Source organism: Variovorax sp. V213, from assembly GCF_041154455.1.
In the GTDB taxonomy this organism is placed as follows: Bacteria; Pseudomonadota; Gammaproteobacteria; order Burkholderiales; family Burkholderiaceae_C; genus Variovorax.
Genome location: NZ_AP028664.1, coordinates 1,732,069 through 1,749,403, shown reverse-complemented (window position 1 = coordinate 1,749,403; position 17,335 = coordinate 1,732,069). Strand labels below are relative to the sequence as shown.

General features: G+C 64.4%; 9 protein-coding genes. All 9 read right to left on the bottom strand.

All coding sequences use genetic code 11. From position 1 onward, the window contains the following. Nucleotides 1-19: 19 nt before the first annotated feature. Complete coding sequence (locus ACAM55_RS08395; RefSeq protein ID WP_093017668.1) at nucleotides 20-1,024, bottom strand: sugar ABC transporter substrate-binding protein; 1,005 nt, start codon at nucleotides 1,022-1,024, stop codon at nucleotides 20-22. 891 nt (nucleotides 1,025-1,915) lie between these two features. Continuing rightward, on the bottom strand, nucleotides 1,916-2,170 hold the full coding sequence (locus ACAM55_RS08390) for an RHS repeat domain-containing protein (RefSeq protein WP_369655574.1): 255 nt from the start codon (nucleotides 2,168-2,170) through the stop codon (nucleotides 1,916-1,918). A 71-nt stretch (nucleotides 2,171-2,241) separates the two neighbouring features. Continuing rightward, a complete protein-coding gene (locus tag ACAM55_RS08385; protein WP_369655573.1) occupies nucleotides 2,242-2,637 on the bottom strand; it encodes a hypothetical protein in 396 nt (131 codons plus the stop codon). Next, a complete protein-coding gene (locus ACAM55_RS08380) occupies nucleotides 2,634-7,364 on the bottom strand; it encodes an RHS repeat-associated core domain-containing protein (protein ID WP_369655572.1) in 4,731 nt (1,576 codons plus the stop codon). The genes ACAM55_RS08385 and ACAM55_RS08380 overlap by 4 nt, the downstream gene beginning before the upstream one ends. Nucleotides 7,365-7,378: 14 nt before the next feature. Next, nucleotides 7,379-7,873, bottom strand: coding sequence for a pentapeptide repeat-containing protein (locus ACAM55_RS08375; protein WP_369655571.1), 495 nt, complete (start codon nucleotides 7,871-7,873; stop codon nucleotides 7,379-7,381). Continuing rightward, a complete protein-coding gene (locus ACAM55_RS08370; RefSeq protein WP_369655570.1) occupies nucleotides 7,870-8,256 on the bottom strand; it encodes a hypothetical protein in 387 nt (128 codons plus the stop codon). Before ACAM55_RS08370 ends, ACAM55_RS08375 begins: the two co-directional genes overlap by 4 nt. A gap of 73 nt (nucleotides 8,257-8,329) precedes the next feature. Further along, nucleotides 8,330-9,238, bottom strand: a complete 909-nt coding sequence (locus ACAM55_RS08365) for a hypothetical protein (RefSeq protein WP_369655569.1) — start codon at nucleotides 9,236-9,238, stop codon at nucleotides 8,330-8,332. Nucleotides 9,239-9,381: 143 nt separating this feature from the next. Beyond that, nucleotides 9,382-14,100: an RHS repeat-associated core domain-containing protein gene (locus ACAM55_RS08360; RefSeq protein ID WP_369655568.1), complete on the bottom strand. Its 4,719-nt coding sequence runs from the start codon at nucleotides 14,098-14,100 to the stop codon at nucleotides 9,382-9,384. 59 nt (nucleotides 14,101-14,159) lie between these two features. Then, nucleotides 14,160-17,189, bottom strand: coding sequence for a type VI secretion system Vgr family protein (locus ACAM55_RS08355; RefSeq protein WP_369655567.1), 3,030 nt, complete (start codon nucleotides 17,187-17,189; stop codon nucleotides 14,160-14,162). Nucleotides 17,190-17,335: the final 146 nt, after the last annotated feature.

Below are 17,335 nucleotides of genomic sequence, written 5' to 3'. Positions count from 1 at the left end.
AAGGTGCTCCGGGCCTTGATTACTTCTTGCCCCAGCACAGCTCGGCGCCCGTCTTGGTGTCCTTGCTGTCGACGCCCGCCACGCTCTTGCCGGCGATGAGCGTCACGCCCGTGTCGACGTAACCCGAAGCCTTCTTGCCCGTCTTGGCATATTCCACGCCCGCCGCCACGCCCATGGCCGCCATCTTGAGCGGGTACTGCTGCGACGTCGCCGCGATCACGCCGGCGTTGGTGTCCTTGATGCCCTGGCAGCCACCGTCCACGGAGACGATCATCACGCCCTTCTCCTTGCCCGCGCGCTTCAGCGCGTTGTAGGCACCGGCCGCGGCGGGCTCGTTGATGGTGTAGACCAGGTTCACGTCGGGCGCCTTCTGCAGGCAGTTTTCCATCGCCGTCTGCGCCTTGGCCTGGTCGCCGAAGCTGTCGGCCATGCAGACGATTTCAGGCGACTTCGACAGCTCGTTCGACTTGGCATCGTTGGCCGCGAGCCCGAAGCCCTTCATGAAGCCGTTGTGCCGCTGCGCACCCACCGGGTGGCCCGGCAGCAGGTCGAGCGCAACGATCTTTGCCGGCTTGCCGGCCATCGCGGCCTTGGCGTATTCGCCGATCAGCACGCCGGCCGTGTAGTTGTTGGTGGCAAAAAGCGCGTCGGTTGCGTCCGGCGGATCGGCCGGGCTGTCGAGCGCAATCACCATCACGCCCTTGTCGCGCGCCTTCTTGATCGCCGGCACGATGGCCTTGGCGTCGCTCGGCGTGATGAGGATGGTCTTGGCACCCGCGGCAATCATGTTTTCCATGGCCGTGATCTGGCCCGCGTTGTCGCCGTCGGCCTTGCCCGAGCCCGAAAGCAGCTTGGCGCCGAGCTTCTTGGCCTCTTCCTGCGCGCCCTCCTTCATCTTCACGAAGAAGGGATTGGTTTCGGTCTTGGTGACGAGGCCGATGACCGGCTGATCGGCGGCAAAGGCGGCGGACGATGCGGCGAGGGACATGGCCGCCAGGGCCAGGATGGAACGGGAGCTGAGCATGTGTGTGTCTCCATGGGCAGACGGCGTGCGCCTGCGGTCTTGGGATCCGGTAGCGGGTCCGGCGAGGGACGCGGCATCCGGGCGCAGGGAGACTATCGGCCAGGAGAGCGACTAAATCAAGTGGATTTAGTTATCGAAAACCCGGAGTCGACCAGAGGAGTCGTCTGATCCGGCTTGCCTTGAAACTTCGCCTTCGCGCAAATATTCGCCATTGACCCAGAAGATCTTTTTTGGCTTGGATCATTGGTGCGAGTCTTGAAAGAATCGCTGCATCGCTCATTTTTTGCGAGGCACTGTCAGAAACCAAGCAGCTGCATACGCGCGTATGTCAGAAGCGCCGCTCCCATATCGGGATTGAATCGTTTGAGCAGAAAAAGGTAGAGCGGGATAGGCGTCGCGTCTTCTTCTTTATCAGGGTCCCAGCCGCCTTCCTCATAGAAGCAACACACGGCACATCGAATCAGTGCAGCAAGGTCCGGTCGTTCGCTTTCGAGGCGACTACAAAGCCTCACTAGCTCGACTCTGCGCGATCTTCGCACCTCGTCACTATCGTCAGTGCCGAAGCTGGCGATTGCCGCTTGAAGGTGTTGAACCAGCAAATTCAACTCAGTAGATGGACTGATTTTTTTTCGACCTGTCCGCTTTTGATAGATGCGAGTAAGAGCTCCGCATCCATCTTCATCATTCGGCTGTAAGTAACCTCGCCACTCGTCAGTTCGTGCTCGAGGGTTTCGAGATCTTCTTCTTCGGCGTCACTAAATGGTCCACTTATTTTTTTGCTCCATCACATACGCCAAGCCGACCCATCACATGTCCACATGAACTACAGAACGGAAGAACGCACGCGGCACGCTCCGCTGTTCGCCGTTCCACAGCGGATCCTGCTCGATGTCATAGACGCCACCATTGGTGCACGCTCCACCCCTGCCCTTGCTGTTCGTTCAACGCGGCAGCGCTTTGCGTGCTCTCGAACGCGAGCACGTCGCCGTCCCATCCGAACGAGGTGGTCGCGTCGCCTGATCGCTTGACGATGCGGCGGCCCAATGGGTCGTAGCTGAAGGTGGTGGTGAGGCCGTCGTGGTCGGTCGCCGCCGTCATGCGGTTGAAGCCGTCCCACGCGAAGACCGTCTTGCGACCGTTCTTCACACGTTTGGCCGCCCGCAAAGCTGATGTCGTCCGATTGACACTGCGTGAAGGTGCTGGTGCCAACGGAAGAACTACTCGCGCACGTCAACGCCTTGCGGTCCCGCGCTCTCGACCAACTCGACATCCGGGCCGAAGTCTCTGTGCTGCGGCTCGTGGTCAGAAAGCTTTTTGTACAGGGCGCGCAAGTAGGCAGGCTTGTCCTCAACTTCATCGAGGTCCACTGCTTGCGGCACTACCCAACCCCAGAGCTTCTCGATCTGACCAGACGACCAGATGTACTCCAGGGCTTCCAGAACTCTTTGCTTGCTCACTGGCCCGAAGCTATCGAAGTCCGCCTTCATTGCATCGAACAGCTTGGCGCGACAAGGCTCTTCATTAATGTGGAACTCATCGAGCTCGTCATCGCTCATGGCGAGCAGGTAGTAGTACATCTTGTGGATGTAGCGAGGAAATATTTGTGTCGTCATGGATCGAGATCCGGATATGCAGTGATGATCCCTTTGGGACCTCTAACTACAGTTGCATGAGTGGTGGTTTCTGGACAGCCTCCGCCGCCTTTCCTGTAACCCTCACCAATGTCGCGCCCCATATTGATCGTAGCTTCGTTGGTTCCCGTGCGATCCATTGCCGTCTTCCCGCGTTGAATCGCATCGAGCTGATCAATGTTGCTCAGGAAGCGCGTTGAATTCGGGCCGCTTGACTTGAGCTTTTTGCAGGGTTGATCTGGTGGCACCCCCGTCTTGGCACGATGCTGCTGCTGTGGCAGCGTGGTGTGTGCCCCGTGCCGCGAGTACGCATGGCCGCCTGAAGCAGCGTCTTGCTGCTGAAGAATTTGACCGGCCCTGCGGTTGGCCCGATTGCCTGCCAATCCGAGCGGGTCAGTCCAGTCGAGAGGATTCGGCGCGTACTGGTGCAGATTGTTGCCCCCAGCCAGCTTGATTGGATCACTGGAGACAAACCGACCCGACAACGGGTCGTAGTACCGATACCGGTTGTAGTGCAGCCCCGTTTCCTCATCGAAATACTGTCCCTGGAACCGAATCGGGTTCCTGAACCCCGCTCTTCTCCCTGCCTCGCTGATGGCCTCCCGCGCCTCGCCCCAGGCCTTGTACTGCACCGACCACGCAATGCTCCCCTCATGGTCCGTCAGTTCCTGCGGCGTGCCCAGGTGGTCGCACTGATAGAAGGCCATATCCTTCCTGTCGAACGCACGCGGCACGCTCCGCTGTTCGCCGTTCCACAGCGGATCCTGCTCGATGTCATAGACGCCACCATTGGTCTCCATCAGCGCCTTCACATCCGTCGTCTCGCTCAGCGCCATTGCGCGCGGCTGCCTGATCTGCACCAGCGGCACGAACGAATTGCGCTCGTGGATGTAGTGCACGCTCCACCCCTGCCCTTGCTGTTCGTTCAACGCGGCAGCGCTTTGCGTGCTCTCGAACGCGAGCACGTCGCCGTCCCATCCGAACGAGGTGGTCGCGTCGCCTGATCGCTTGACGATGCGGCGGCCCAATGGGTCGTAGCTGAAGGTGATGGTGATGCCGTCGTGGTCGGTCGCCGCCGTCATGCGGTTGAAGCCGTCCCACGCAAAGACCGTCTTGCGACCGTTCTTCACGCGCTCGACGAGATTGCCGCGCTCGTCATAGCGGTAGCTGGTCCCGGCGTATTCCTTCAGCAGGTTGTCGAGCAGCTTGTTCGCCGTCCGCTGCGCGGGGCCTTCAGCCTGGGCGGGATCGACGATGTTGCCCGCGGGGTCGAAGGCGAACACTTCGCGGCCCAGGCGGCCGTGGGCTTCGAGCAGGCGGCCTACGGGGTCGTAGCGATAGTCCAGCCGGCCGCGGCGGCTGTCGCCGATGGCGGTGAGCTGGCCGGACTTGTCGTAGGTGTAGCGGCGGCTGAGCTCCAGCGCCTCGATGGCGCCGCGCCCGGTGTGGGAGATGCGTTGCTCCAGCAGGCGGCCGGCCGGGTCGTACTTCTGGCGCTGGCTCAGGCCGTTGCCCTGCTCCCTGGCCACTTCGCGGTGCAGGTCGTCGCGCTCGAAGCCGAGAATGTCCTGCCCGTCGATGAGCAGGCCGTGCACGTGGCCGGAGCCATAGGTCAGCCACTGCGTGACGTGGCCATCGGGGCGCACGGTCGCGATGCGTTCGTTGAGTTCGTCGTAGCGGTGCTGCCAGACGGCCGTGTGCGCGTTCGCGAGGTAATGGTGGTGCTCGCGCGTCAGGTTGCCGGCGGGGTCGTAGAACCACTGCAGCCGCGCGTCGCGATTGGCGGCCTCCAGCAGGCGGCCGTTGCGGTCGTAGGCAAAGCGCTCGCACTGGCCCTCGCTGGCGTTGCGCTCGACAAGGCGGCCCAGCGCATCGAACTGCAGTTGCGTCGTGCGGCCGGCCTCGATCACTTCGGAGAGCTTGCCGGTGGTTGCTTCGTGGAGGTACTCGGTGGTCTTGCGGTCGAAGCCGGTTTCTTCGATCAGGCGGCCCACTGGGTCGTAGCGAAAGTTGTAGTGGCTGCCGTTTTCGTTCTGCAGCTCGGTGAGGCGGCCCAGCAGGTCCCAGTGGTACTTGAGCGAGCGGCCGGCCGCGTCGGTGCGCCCCTCGATGAGACCCGCGCGCGTGTAGCTGTAGCGCGTGCGCCGGCCGAGGGCGTCGGCGTGCGCGAGCAAGCGCCCTTCGGCGTCGTGCGTGAAATGCTCGCTCGTTTCGTCGGGCAGCACGATTTCTTCGAGCTGCCCGGCTGCGTAGCGATAGATGATGGTGCTGCCGGCGGCGTCGACAGCTTTGGCGAGGCGGCCACGTTCGTCGTACTCCCACCGGCTGGTCTTGGCGGAGCAATCGGTGTAGCTCGCGAGCTGGCCCGACGGTGCGTAGGCGAGTACCTTGACGCCGCCCTTCGCATCGGTGATGCGCACCGGCCGCCCGGCCTTGTCGTAGGCGTACTCGGTCTTGTGGCCCAGCGGGTCGATCTCTTCAGTGAGGTGGCCTTGCGCGTCGTAGTCGCGCTTCCATACGCCGCCCTCGGCATCGCGCAGGCCGGTGAGGCGGTGCAGCTTGTCGTATTCAAAATGCACACGGCTGCCGTCGGCGCGCGTGTGCGTCTGCAGGTTGCCGTCTTGGTCGTAAGCGTAGTCGTCGGTGCTGCCGTCGGTGTGCACGTGGCGCGTGACGTTCTTCGCGTCGTCGCGGAAGAACCACTCCTCCAGCTTGTCCGGATGGATGATGCGGTAGGTGTAGCCCCGGATGTCGTAGTAGTACCAGGTCTCGCCGCCCTGCGCATCGGTGACGTAGGTCAGACGGATGTTTGGGTCCCACTCGAGCGTGGTCGCAAAGCTGCCGTCGTCGGACCATTCGCGCACGGCCTTGGCGTCGGCACCGGTGCCGTTGTACTCCAAGTTCATGCCGCGGCCGGTGCGATCGGTGTAGCGGGTGATCAGGTGGTGCGAGTAGCTGTAGCTCCAGCTCGCGCCGTTCTCGTCCTGTGCCGCGACCAGGTCGCGATCGGCATCGTGCGTGTAGGCGGCCAGCTGGCGAACGACCTGGCCGTCTTTCAGCTCCCACAGCGACTGGATGAGGCCCGTCTGCGCATCGGGCTGCGTGCCTACATGCGCCATGACGACATCGCCCTGCTTGCTGACGATGTCGCTCAACACCTGTTCGCCGGTGGATGCGATCACGTGGTCGTAGCGCAGGCCGATGGCGGCGCCATCCTTGGTTTGCAAGCTCACGAGCCGGAAATGCCGCTGACCGCGCAGTTCGACAAGTTCATAGATTTCGCGCCATTCGGCTTGCTCGCCGATGGGCAACGGTTTGCCGAAGTCCAGCGTCAACAAGGTTTCGCTGAGCCGCGTGAGCGTTATTTCTTCAATGGCATCGCGGTGTGCCTGGCCCGGGGCCAGCAGCGGATAGGCATGGCTGCGGCCATCGTCGCCGTGGTAGACGAGGCTGGGCTTCCCCTGGCGCCGGCCCTTGGCCGGCGTGGCAAGGTCCACGCGCATGCTGTAGCGCGTGAGCCAGCGCGCACCCAGGCTGCCCCGGTCGTAGGCGTCGAGGTCGCTGCGATAGGTGCGCGCCCATTCGATGGGCAGCGGCGCCGCCAGCGAAAAATCGGTGTGCGTGAAGCTCTCGCTGCCCGTTACGAAGCTGATGGAATTTGGAGTGCTTGAAACTCCGGGGCAGTTCTTGCAAGCCTTGGGATCGTTCTGTCCTGCGGCCTGCTTGTTGATATGCCCCAGCTGGTTCCCCGGCCTGTCCTGCTCCGACACCGCGCCTGAACGCGGCGGCACAATGGCCGCGCGCCGCCCCTTCTTTCGCTTGATGGCCTCCAGCAGCTTGTGCAGCAGCCACATGATGCTGGCCTGCGCTTCCTTGTCCGCCAGCTTCACGAGCTGCGCGCGGAAGCTGATCTTGAAATCCAACAAGCTTTGGATCACGCCATTGACCCGTCCCGCCACGCTCTCCGGCAGGTAGTCGGTAGCCTTCTTTGCCACGTAGTTGGCTGACTGCTTCGAGTAGCGCACCGCGCTGCCCCACATGCGGCTCCAGGTACTCTCGGTGTTCGGGTCATACACCTTGGATTCGGGCACCGGCGGCGTACCGACGCTGAACAGGTCCTTCTTTCCGAGCACGCGGTTCAGGATGTCGACCAGGTTGTCCACGATGTCGTCGGCCAGGTTCGCGCAGCCTTTCAGCATCTCGCCAAGCAGCCCGATGGCCTTGTCGATGAAGGTTTCCAATTCGCCGACGATGGTGGCGTTCAGGTGCCCCACCAGCGTGGTGATGATCGCTTCGCCCAGATTGGAAGTGGCGGTCTTCAGCTGCTGGCGCACCAGGTGCAGCGTGGGCCGCAGGCTCATGCGGGCCGCCGCCATGGTCGGTGGCGCTGGAATCAGCCCGATCAGGTTGATGCCCAGGCTGACCCAGTTCAGGAACGCGCCAACGCTGTCCTTGGCCTTCTTCTCGACGATGTTGATGAGGTCCAGAAACACGTCCACCAGCGCCATGATGTTGCCGACGATGGGCAGGCTGCCCAGCACCATGGTCAGGCGCTCGAGCGTCACATAGCCGCCCGTGAACGAACGCAGCCAGTCGTCCACCGCCTTGCTGGCCGCAGCGACGTCTTCATCGACGATGGTGTTCAGCGGCGCCACTGCCGTCTGCGGTTCGCGCTGCACCGGCGCCTTGCTTTCGTCCGTCCCTGCCATTTATCTGTTCCCTGTCAGTTGATGTTCGCGCCCTGGAACTCCAGCTGTTCGAACGTGCTGTTCGAGAAGTCCACGCTGCGTCCTTGCAGGCCCTGCGCATGCACCACGGTGCCGCTGCAGTTCAGCACGCCGACGTCGTTCCACCGGCCGCGCGCGAAGCTGATGTCGTCCCACCGGCACTGCGTGAAGGTGCTGGCACCGATGCTGCCGCCGTCGAAGTTCGCGCGCCTGAAGCTGCAGTTGACGAAGGTGCAACCGGTAATCGCTATGCCGCTGAAGTCGCACTGCGTGAAGTTGCAGCCCGTGAACTGGCAGGCGCTCCAGCCCGCCTGCTTGAAACTGGTGCCAGTGAAGCTGGTGCCCGCGAAAGTCGAGCCGGCGAACTGCGCCAGGCCCAGATCGAGCCCCGCGTAGGCGAAGCTGTCGGCTTGTCCGACCAGGCCAGCCGGCGCTCCGCCTGCGCCCTTGCGCCACATGTCGTGGGCAAGGATGATCAACTGCGAGCTCATGTCAGCGGGCTCCACCCGGAAACGACCTTCGCAGTCTCGATTTCCATTAGCAGCCAGCCGGCTTCGACATTGCCGTTTTTCTGCGCCTCCGCAGCCCAGTACGCGGCCTTTTCGAGGTCCGTGCCATCCATGTACAGGTCGTAGGCGAGATTGTGCTGCGCAATGCCATGGCCGCCCTTGGCCGCCATCGACAGCCAGTGCATGGCCTGTTCGGCGTCGGAGAAGGTGAAGGTGTAGTACAGCGAGAGGCGAAAGGCAGACTCGGGGTTGCCGGCCTCGGCCTTTGCGGCCAGCGCAATGCGCTGCTCGTCAGTGAGCGCAAAGCTCTGAGCGCCCGAGATGGGCGAGAGAGACGAGGTCGATCCGGGAGCGTCGCGGTCCATATGACTGTTCTCCATTGCATATGAAAGAGACAAGAACGGTGCGGGCAAAGCCGGGCGTGTCATCGGTGGGTGCTCAGCGGCTTCCGGAGCGCATGGCTTCAATTCTCTGTAGCAGCCGTTCCGCATCCGCATCGCCGTTGCTGCGTGCCTGCGCGGCCCAGCGCATGGCTTGAGCCAGGGAGCCGCCGTCCAATTGCAGGACCACGGCAAGGTCGTACTGCGCCGTCGTCTGGCCGCCCTCGGCTGCCCGGACAAGCCAACGCCGCCCCCGCACCCGGCCGTCCTGGTGCACGAAGTGGTGGTACTTCGAAAGCCGGAACGCGGCCTCGGCATCGCCGGCCTCGGCCTTCGTGACCAGCGCGGCTTCTTCTTTGGGTGTAAGTGAGGCGGACTGCAGCGCCTCGATCTCCCGCAGCAGCCGGCCTGCATCCGCATCGCCGTTCTTGCGTGCCTCTGCAGCCCAGCGCGCAGCCTCAGCGAGTTGCTCGCCGTCCATGTACAGGGCGACGGCAAGATCGTATTGCGCCGCCGCATTGCCGCCCTCTGCCGCGAGCTTGCGCCATCGTCGTGTTTGCGCGCGGTCCTTGTGCACGAAGTTGTAGTACCTCGAAAGCCGGAACGCCGCGTCGGCATCGCCGGCCCCAGCCTTTGCGGCCAGCGCGGCCTGCTCTTCGGGCGCGAGCATGGCGGACTGTGCCGCCTCGATCGCGCCCAGGAGCCGGTCTGCACTTTCATGGCCTTTCTGGAGCGCCTCCGTGGCCCAGCGCGCGGCCTGGACGAGGTCCTTGCCGCCTCTGCTCAGGTCGGAGGCGAGGTTGTATTGCGCTGTCGCATGGCCGTTCTTGGCGGCCACCGTGAGCCAGCGCTGCTCCTGCTCGTAATCCTGGCGTACGAATCCGTAGTACCCCGAAAGCCGAAATGCGGCTTCGGCATCTCCAGCCTCCGCTTTCGACATCAGCTCGGCCTGCTGCTGCAGCGTCAATGCGAAACTCGCAGCGCCGGTGGTAGGGCCCTCGGAGGGGGGGGTACTGTTGTCCATGCAATGGCTCTCCGTGAGATGCGAAAGAGAAAATGCCAGCGCAACCACCGCTGGCCCAGTGAGCAATTTGCCGTATATCTGCTTTATCACAGTGGCCTGAATGTGCGCCATTTGCCCGGGTCAGAGGGGACCATCTTTCTGTCGGGCGTCATACCCATTGGCACCGTTTTTCCGTCCGGCCAGATCCACAGGAAGTTGTCCGGCGCACTCACAGGCGCGTTGAGCTCATTAGCAAGGTGCTGCGCAAAAGGGGCCTCGCCCTTGCCGGTATTGCACGACATCAAGACCACATGCTGCCCCTCCTTGTACGACGGGTGCGCCCGGATCTTCTCGGCAAGCTGGTCGGGCTCCACGCGGTCGTGTGCGGCGTTCCACATGGCTCTCGAGTCGCCGTGCCCGCCCACAGTGAAACCGCCCGGCGGATTCGGAATGTTGTCCGCCGACTTTCGGATCGCCTCGTCGTGCGGGAACATGTTGATATCCACCAGCCCCAGCGGGTCGATGCCGCGCACCGGGTTGTTGCCCGCGTACACATGCAGATTGCGCCCGCCCGCCAAGCCCAGCGGATCGCGCGACACGTAGCGGCCGCTGGCCGGGTCGTAGTAACGGTGGCGGTTGTAGTGCAGGCCAGTTTCGGCATCGAAATACTGGCCCTGAAAGCGGATCGGGTTCGCAAGGCCCGCGCGCCGCCCGGCCTCGCTGATGGCTTCGCGCGCCTCGCCCCAGGCCTTGTACCGGGCGGACCATGCCACGCGACCTTCGTGGTCGGTGAGTTCGTGCGGCGTGCCAAGATGGTCGCATTGGTAGAAGGCGATCTCGTCCCGGGTGAAGCCTTCGGGCTCGGGTTGCTCTTCGCCGTTCCAGAGCGGGTCTTGCTCGATGTCGTAGGCACCGCCGTTGGCTGCCATCAACGCCTTCACGTCGGGCGTCTTGCTCAAGGCAATGGCCTGGGCCTGGCGCACCTGCGCCAGCGGCACGAAAGAGTTTCGCTCATGGATGTAGTGCACGCTCCAGCCCCGGCCTTGCTGCTCTTGCGCACCCGCGAAGGTCTGGGTGCTTTCGAAAGCCAGTGTGTCGCCGTCCCAACCGAACAGCGTCACGGCATCGTGGGCGTGCTTGGCTATGCGCCGGCCCATCGGGTCGTAGCTGAAGGTGGTGGCGGTGCCGTCTTCGACGGTGGCACCGGTCATGCGGCCGAATCCATCCCATGCAAAGGCGGTCTTGCGCCCATTGCGCGTGCGCTCGATGAGGTTGCCATGCTCGTCGTAGCGATAGCGGGTGCCGGCATATTCCTTCAGCAGGTTGTCGAGCAGCTTGTGCGCCGTGGCTTGCTCGGCCGCGAACCCGGTGATCGCCGGGCTGGCGATGTTGCCGGCAGGGTCGAAGGCAAACACCTCGCGGCCGAGGCGGCTGTTCGCCTCCACGAGGCGGTCAGCGGCGTCGTAGCGGTAGCTGAAGTTGCCGTGGCGGCTGTCGCCGATGGCGATCAGGTGGCCAGCCTTGTCGTAGCTGTAGCTGCGGCGCAGTTGCAGCGCCTCGATCGCGCTCGGCCGGGTTTGCGCGATGTCCTGCTGCAGCAGCCGGCCGCCGGCGTCGTAGCGCAGCCGTTGGCTGAGGCCGTTGTGCTGTTCGCGCAAGACTTCGCGGTGAAGGTCGTCGCGTTCGAACCCCAGAATGTCTTCGCCGTCGAGCAGGAGGCCGTGCACATGCCCAGACCCGTAGGTCAGCCACTGGGTGGTGTGGCCGTCAGGGCGAATCGTCGCGACGCGCTGGTTGAGCTCGTCGTAGCGGTGCTGCCAGATTGCCGTGCGCGCGTTCGCAATGTAATGGTGATGCTCACGCGTGAGGTTGCCGGCCGGGTCGTAGAACCACTGCAGGCGCGCATTACGGTTGGCGGCCTCGATCATGCGGCCATTGCCGTCGAATGCGAAGCGCTCGGTCTCCTCGCCGGCAGTGCGTTCGACAAGTCGCCCCATCGCATCGGATCGCAGCTGCATCGCGCGTGCGCCCTCTTCTACCGCCACCAACCGGCCTGTGCCTTCTTCGTAGCGGTAGCTCGTGGTCTTGCGATCGAAGCCGGTTTCCTGGAGCAACCGGCCCACGGGGTCGTAGCTGAAGCTGTAGCGGCTGCCATTCTCGTTCTGCAGTTCGGTCAACCGGCCGAGCAGATCCCACTGGTAGCTGAGCGAATGGCCTGCGGCGTCGGTGCGGCCGGACACAAGGCCCGCGCGCGTGTAGCTGTAGCGCCTTCTGCGGCCGAGCGCGTCGATGTGCGCGAGCAGCCGCCCTTCGGCATCGTGCACGAAGTGCTCCCGCGTAGCGTCGGGCGAGGTGATCTCTTCTAGCCGACCGGGGGAGTTGCCGCCGCCACGCTGCACGATGCCTTCGCCCGAAGGACTGTAGCGGTAGCGCGTGGTCTGGCCCGCAGCGTCGATGGCCTTGATCACCCGGCCGCGGCTGTCGTACTCCCAACGCCGGGTCTTGCCCGAACAATCGGTGAAGCTCGCAAGGAGGCCGCCGGGCGTGTAGCTCAGCAGCTTCGTCCCGCCCTTGGCGTCGGTCACGCGCACGGGCCGCCCGCCCTTGTCGTAGGCGTATTCGGTCTTGTGGCCCAGCGGATCGGTCTCTTCGGTGAGGTGGCCCTGTGCGTCGTAGCCGCGCTTCCACACGCCGCCTTCGGCGTCCCGGATGCCTGTGAGGCGGTGCTGGTTGTCGTACTCGAAGTGGATGCGGCTGCCGTCCGCCCTGGTGTGCGCCTGCAGGTTGCCGTCTTCGTCGTAGGTGTAGTCGTCGGTGGTCCCGTCCGTATGCACGTGGCGGGTGACGTTCTTCGCATCGTCGCGGAAGAACCATTCCTCCAGCTTGTCGGGGTGGATGATGCGGTAGGTGTAGCCCTCAATGTCGTGGTAGTACCAGGTCTCGCCGCCCAGCGCATCGGTCACGTAGGTCAGGCGGATGTTTTCGTCCCATTCGAGCGACAGCGCAAAGCTGCCGTCGTCGGACCACTCGCGCACGGCCTTGGCATCGGCGCCGGTGCCGTTGTACTCGAGGTTCATGCCGCGGCCGGTGCGGTCGGTGTAGCGGGTGACCAGGTGGTGGCTGTAGTTGTAGCTCCAGCTGGCGCCGTTCTCGTCCTGCGCCGCCACGAGGTCGCGTTCCGCGTCGTGCGTGTAGGCGGCCAGCTGGCGCACGACCTGGCCGTCTTTCAGCTCCCACAGCGATCGGATGAGGCCTGTCTTTGCATCGGGCTGCGTGCCCACGTGCGCCAGGATGACTTCGCCCTGCTTGCTGACGATGTCGCTGAGTACCTGCTCGCCGGTGGAGGCGATCACATGGTCGTAGCGCAGGCCGATGGACCTGCCGTCTTTCGCTTGTTGCGCTACAAGACGGTAGCGGGGCTGGCCTTCCACACGTTCGTAGATCTCTTGCCAATCGCCCTGCTTGCCGAAATCCAGCGTCAACAGCGTATCGCTGAGCTGGCTCAGCGTCAGGTCCTCAATGGCATCGCGATGCACCTGTCCAACGGCCAGCATCGGATACGAGTGGCTGCGCCCGTCGACACCGTGGTAGACCAGCCCGCCGTGCGGCGCGATGTCGATGTGTGTCGTGTACGGCGTGATCCAGCGCGCGCCCAGCATGCCGTGGTCATATGCATCCAGCTGGCTGCGATAGACACGCGACCACGAGATTGGAAGCGGCGCGCTCAGAACAAAATCGGTATGCACGAAGCTCTCGCTGCCGGTCGCAAGGCTGATGGAGCCGCCGACGGCCGCGCGCGCCGGCCGGTTGCGGCAGCCCGGGTCCTTGCGGGCGGGTGCCTGTTTGCTGATGTGGCCGAGCGCGGCTCCGGGCTTGTCCTTGTCCGCCTGCGCTCCTTTTGCCGGTGGCACGATTGCCGCGCGCTGGCCCCGCTTGCGCAGCAGCGCGGCCTTGAGCTTGTGCAGCAACCACATGATGCTGGCCTGTGCCTCGCGGTCGGCCAGCTTCGCCAACTGCCCGCGCAGCAGGCGCTTGAAGTCCAGCATCTGCGCGATGACGCCGTTGACCCGGCTCGCCACGCCCGCGGGCAATTGGCTTGCCGCAGCCTTGGCCACGTAGTTCGCCGACTCCTTGGTGTAGCGCACCGCACTGCCCCACATCCGGCTCCAGGTGCTTTGCGTTTTCGGGTCGTGCACCTTGGTTTCGGCCGCCACGGGCTTGGCCACCGTGAACAGGTCCTTCTGCCCCACGACACGCCGCAAGATGTCCACCAGGTTGTCCACGATCCGGTCGGCCAGGTTCGCGCAGCGCTTGAGCATGTCTTCGAGCAGCGCGATGGCGCCATCGATGAACTTGTCAAGTTCGCCCATGATGGTCGCATTCAAATGCCCGACCAGCACGACGACGATCGTCTCGCCCAGGTTCGACGCTGCCGTCTTGAGCTGCTGCCTGACAAGGTGCAGCGTGGGCCGCAGGCTCATGCGCGCCGCCGCCATGGTCGGCGGCAGCGGGATCAAGCCAATCAGGTTGATGCCCAGGCTCACCCAGACCAGGAACGCTTCGACGCCGTCCTTGGCCTTCTTCTCGACGATGCTGATGATGTCCAGGAACACATCCACCAGCGCCATGATGTTGCCGACGATCGGAATGCTGCCCAGCACCATGGTCAGCCGCTCCAGCGTGACGTAGCCGCCGCTGAAGGAACGCAACCAGTCGTCGACCGCCTTGCTCGCCGCCGCGATGTCTTCCTTGACGATGGTGTTCAGGGGCGCGACCGCGGTCTGGCGTTCCCTTTGAGATGGTTGCTGCTGCGATCCTTCCGCCATTGCCCTGTTTTCCCTCTGCCTGAGCCGTCTTGTTATTCGAAATACACGCGGTGCGGCCGTCAGCCCATGAAGCCAGGGGTGCGCGCCGCAAGCGCGGGATTGGTGCCGGCCGTGGCAATGCCCGTCTTGATGCCGGCCGGAATGCCGCCGCTCGCGACGCTGCCTGCCATATTCGTCGCCATGCCAGCGACAGGCGCGCCCATGGGCCCGAGCCGCGCGCCGGCGGCCTGCATCGCCATGCCTGTCGCAGCCTGGCTCGCCTGGCCCAGCAGCGCCTTGGCGCCGCCTTGCTGGATGGCTTGCGCTGCGCCCACGGCCTGCTGCGCCATGCCCGCCGCCTGGGTGACCTGGCCCAGCATGCCCGCGGCCTTGCTGTTCATTCCGGCGACGCCCGCCAATGCGCCCGCCGCGCCGCCGGCTGAACCGGCCAGCCCGGCAAGATTGCCCGCACTGCCCAGAATGCCGGAAAGACCTGGCGCACTACCCGCCGCATCGGCCCCGCCGCCGACAGGTTCCTTGGCCTTCCAATCCTTGGGCGTGCCGAAGTAGCTGCCCTCTTCCCACGGATCGCGCGGGTCCTTGCCGAAGCTGACCTTCGCGGTGCCGATCGGCAGGCCCGACACGGTCGCGAAGCCGTTGCGGTCGAAGGTGCCGGCGTGCGTGCCGCCTTCCGAATCGACCACGGTGAAGTCGCCCTGCGCAACGCCCTGGTGCTTTTCGCCCGTCGGCTTGATGTACTGGTGGTACAGGTCGAGCTGCCCCTTCGGCAGTTGCGGCGGGTTGGGCAGCGAAGGCTTGCCCTCGCTGGCCGGGCCCACGAGGCTGTGCACCGCGGCGTGCTCGCGCCAGGTGCCCGAGGTGCCGTGCTCGATGCCGCCCGAACTCCAGCGGCTGTAGCTGGAGCCGCCGTTGATGACCACCTCTTCCTTCGCGTGGATGGTGATCTTGTTAGCGGTCTGCGTGATGTTGAGCTTGGCCAGCACGTTGACGCTGTCTTTCAGCGCCTTGATGTCGATATCGGCGCTGGCCGCCACCAGCCGCATGCCGGCCTTGGAGGCGAACATGCGGATGGCGCTCTGCACGCTCACCAGGAAGCTCTTGCCCGCGCTCACGCTGGTATGGCCACCGCTGGTGAGCGCGTTGTGCTCGTTGCTCACCATGTGGGTGGAGCCCTGCGCCACGGTCTGCAGACCCTTGGCGCTGGCCAGCGTGAGGTGCGGCTCCTGGAACTCGGGAAAGTCGCCCTGCTCGCGATTGCCGCCCTGGCCCTTGATGGCGTCGTTCTGCTCCTTCAGGCCCTTGGCGACTTCGTCCTGGTCGCCGCTGTCGTGCGCCTCTGCGGCCTGGGCCGCTTCGCTCAGGCCTTCATGCAGGTCGCGCGCCTGCGTGAGGCGGCCGACGGTCTCTCCCATGTCGGTGGTGTGCGCCTGCGCGTTGGGCCGCGGCTCGGTGGTCACCAGCAGGCCCTTGGCCGCGCGCGCCACGCCGTGTCCGTCGGTGCGCAGCTCGAAGCCCTGCCCGCGCGGCTCCTTGCGCCCTGCGGTGTCTTCGATGCGGCCGATGTGCCCCACGCTCAGCTGGCTGGCCTGGTGGTCGCTGCGCAGCTGCGCCTGGATCTTTCCGTTGGTGTCGTCCAGCACCAGGTGATTGCCGCGCCCACCGCCGAGTTCGCGGCTGCGGATGCCCGACAGGTGCTTTTGCTCCGGCAACTGCCATGCCGCCATCGTGTCGGCGTTGTAGACGCAGCCCGTCACGATCGGGTAGTCCGGATCACCGTTCAGAAAATCGACGATCACCTCCATGCCGATGCGCGGCACGGACACCGCGCCGAAAGTGGCACCCGCCCAGGCGGTGGACACGCGCACCCAGCAGCTGGAGTTCTCGTCGTCCTTGCCGAGGCGGTCCCAGTGGAACTGCACCTTGATGCGGCCGTATTGGTCGGTCCAGATTTCTTCGCCGGCCGGCCCCACCACCATGGCGGTTTGCGGACCGCGGGTGCGCGGCTTGGGTGTGGTGCGCTGCGGGCGCCACGCCAGGCTGGTGGGTTGCACGTCGAAGGCAAAGCGCTGCACCGATCCCTCGGTGGCTTCCGCCCCCTCGCTCGCCTGCAGGTTCTCCTGCAGGTGGTAGCTCACGCTCAGCAACAGGTACTGCTGGTTCTGGTCGGCGCGGGGATGGCCGGTCAGGCGCAGCGTGTGGCCGGTGGCAAGCTCGCGCAGGTTGGAGCGCCCGCTGGCGCGGCTGCGCTGGGCCAGTTGCTCTTCGTTGCGAAGTCGCGCATAGGTTTCGCCATCGGCGTGCTGCACGAAGCCACCGGGCCACTCGTAGTTCTCGTAGCCGTCGTGGTCGTGGCCGGGCGGCATCTGCCGCAGGTGCGAGAGGTCGGCCTTGGGCTTCTCGAAGTCGTAGTCGTTGTTGTAGTGATGGCCCGCGCGCACCTCTTCTGCGGTTTCCCAGGCATAGATGCGTTCGCGCTGGCCCATGCCGGATTTTTCGAGCGGGTGGTAGCGCACCGACTCTCCGCCGGGCAGCGGGCCGTGCGAGCTTGCGATGTCGTCCGCAAACACCAGAACGTGCTGCGACGCCTCATGCCTGAAGTAGTAATAGATGCCCTCGAGCTCGCACAGGCGCGAGATGAAATTGAAGTCGCTCTCGTGGTACTGCACGCAGTAGTCCCAGCGGCGGTAGTCGCCCCGGCTGAGCTTCTTTTCGATGGGATAGCCGTAGCTGCCGAGCACGTCCGTCAATATTTCGGGAACGCTCTTGCCCTGGAAAATGCGGAAGTCGCTGCGCCGCGTGGCAAGCCACAGCCAGGGCCGCAGTTGCAGGCGATAGAAGGAATGGCGCGCGTCTTCCTGCTGCAGCCCGAAACGGGTCGCGATGCCGCCAAGGTAGCGCACCCCGCCGCTTTCGGTTTCCACCGCCACGGTGGAGGCCTTGCCGAGCAAGGCTTTCGGGTCGATGGCATTGCTGCTGCCCAGCAGCTCGATGTCGAAGGCATAGAGCTGGCTCAACGCCTCGCGGCCTACCAACTGGCGAAATTGCAACGCCTCGCCAAGGGGCGTCTGTATCGTGACGCGGCGGCTCATTGCGGTGCCGCGGCAAGCCAATAAGACAAACCGCCTAATGCGAATTCATTCAATAAGAATATTGTTTTCAAATTGAGCTTCATGCTCACCTCCCATTGCATCTTTTCACAATTATTTTAAATGTTGATTTATCGTAAAAGCCAATG

What these genes read in the sequence shown, in the direction of transcription:
- ACAM55_RS08375 (WP_369655571.1), bottom strand. Translation starts at nt 7,873, where the DNA reads ATGAGCTCGCAGTTGATCATCCTTGCCCACGACATGTGGCGCAAGGGC.
- ACAM55_RS08370 (WP_369655570.1), bottom strand. Translation starts at nt 8,256, where the DNA reads ATGGACCGCGACGCTCCCGGATCGACCTCGTCTCTCTCGCCCATCTCG.
- ACAM55_RS08360 (WP_369655568.1), bottom strand. Translation starts at nt 14,100, where the DNA reads ATGGCGGAAGGATCGCAGCAGCAACCATCTCAAAGGGAACGCCAGACC.
- ACAM55_RS08395 (WP_093017668.1), bottom strand. Translation starts at nt 1,024, where the DNA reads ATGCTCAGCTCCCGTTCCATCCTGGCCCTGGCGGCCATGTCCCTCGCC.
- ACAM55_RS08355 (WP_369655567.1), bottom strand. Translation starts at nt 17,189, where the DNA reads ATGAGCCGCCGCGTCACGATACAGACGCCCCTTGGCGAGGCGTTGCAA.
- ACAM55_RS08380 (WP_369655572.1), bottom strand. Translation starts at nt 7,364, where the DNA reads ATGGCAGGGACGGACGAAAGCAAGGCGCCGGTGCAGCGCGAACCGCAG.
- ACAM55_RS08385 (WP_369655573.1), bottom strand. Translation starts at nt 2,637, where the DNA reads ATGACGACACAAATATTTCCTCGCTACATCCACAAGATGTACTACTAC.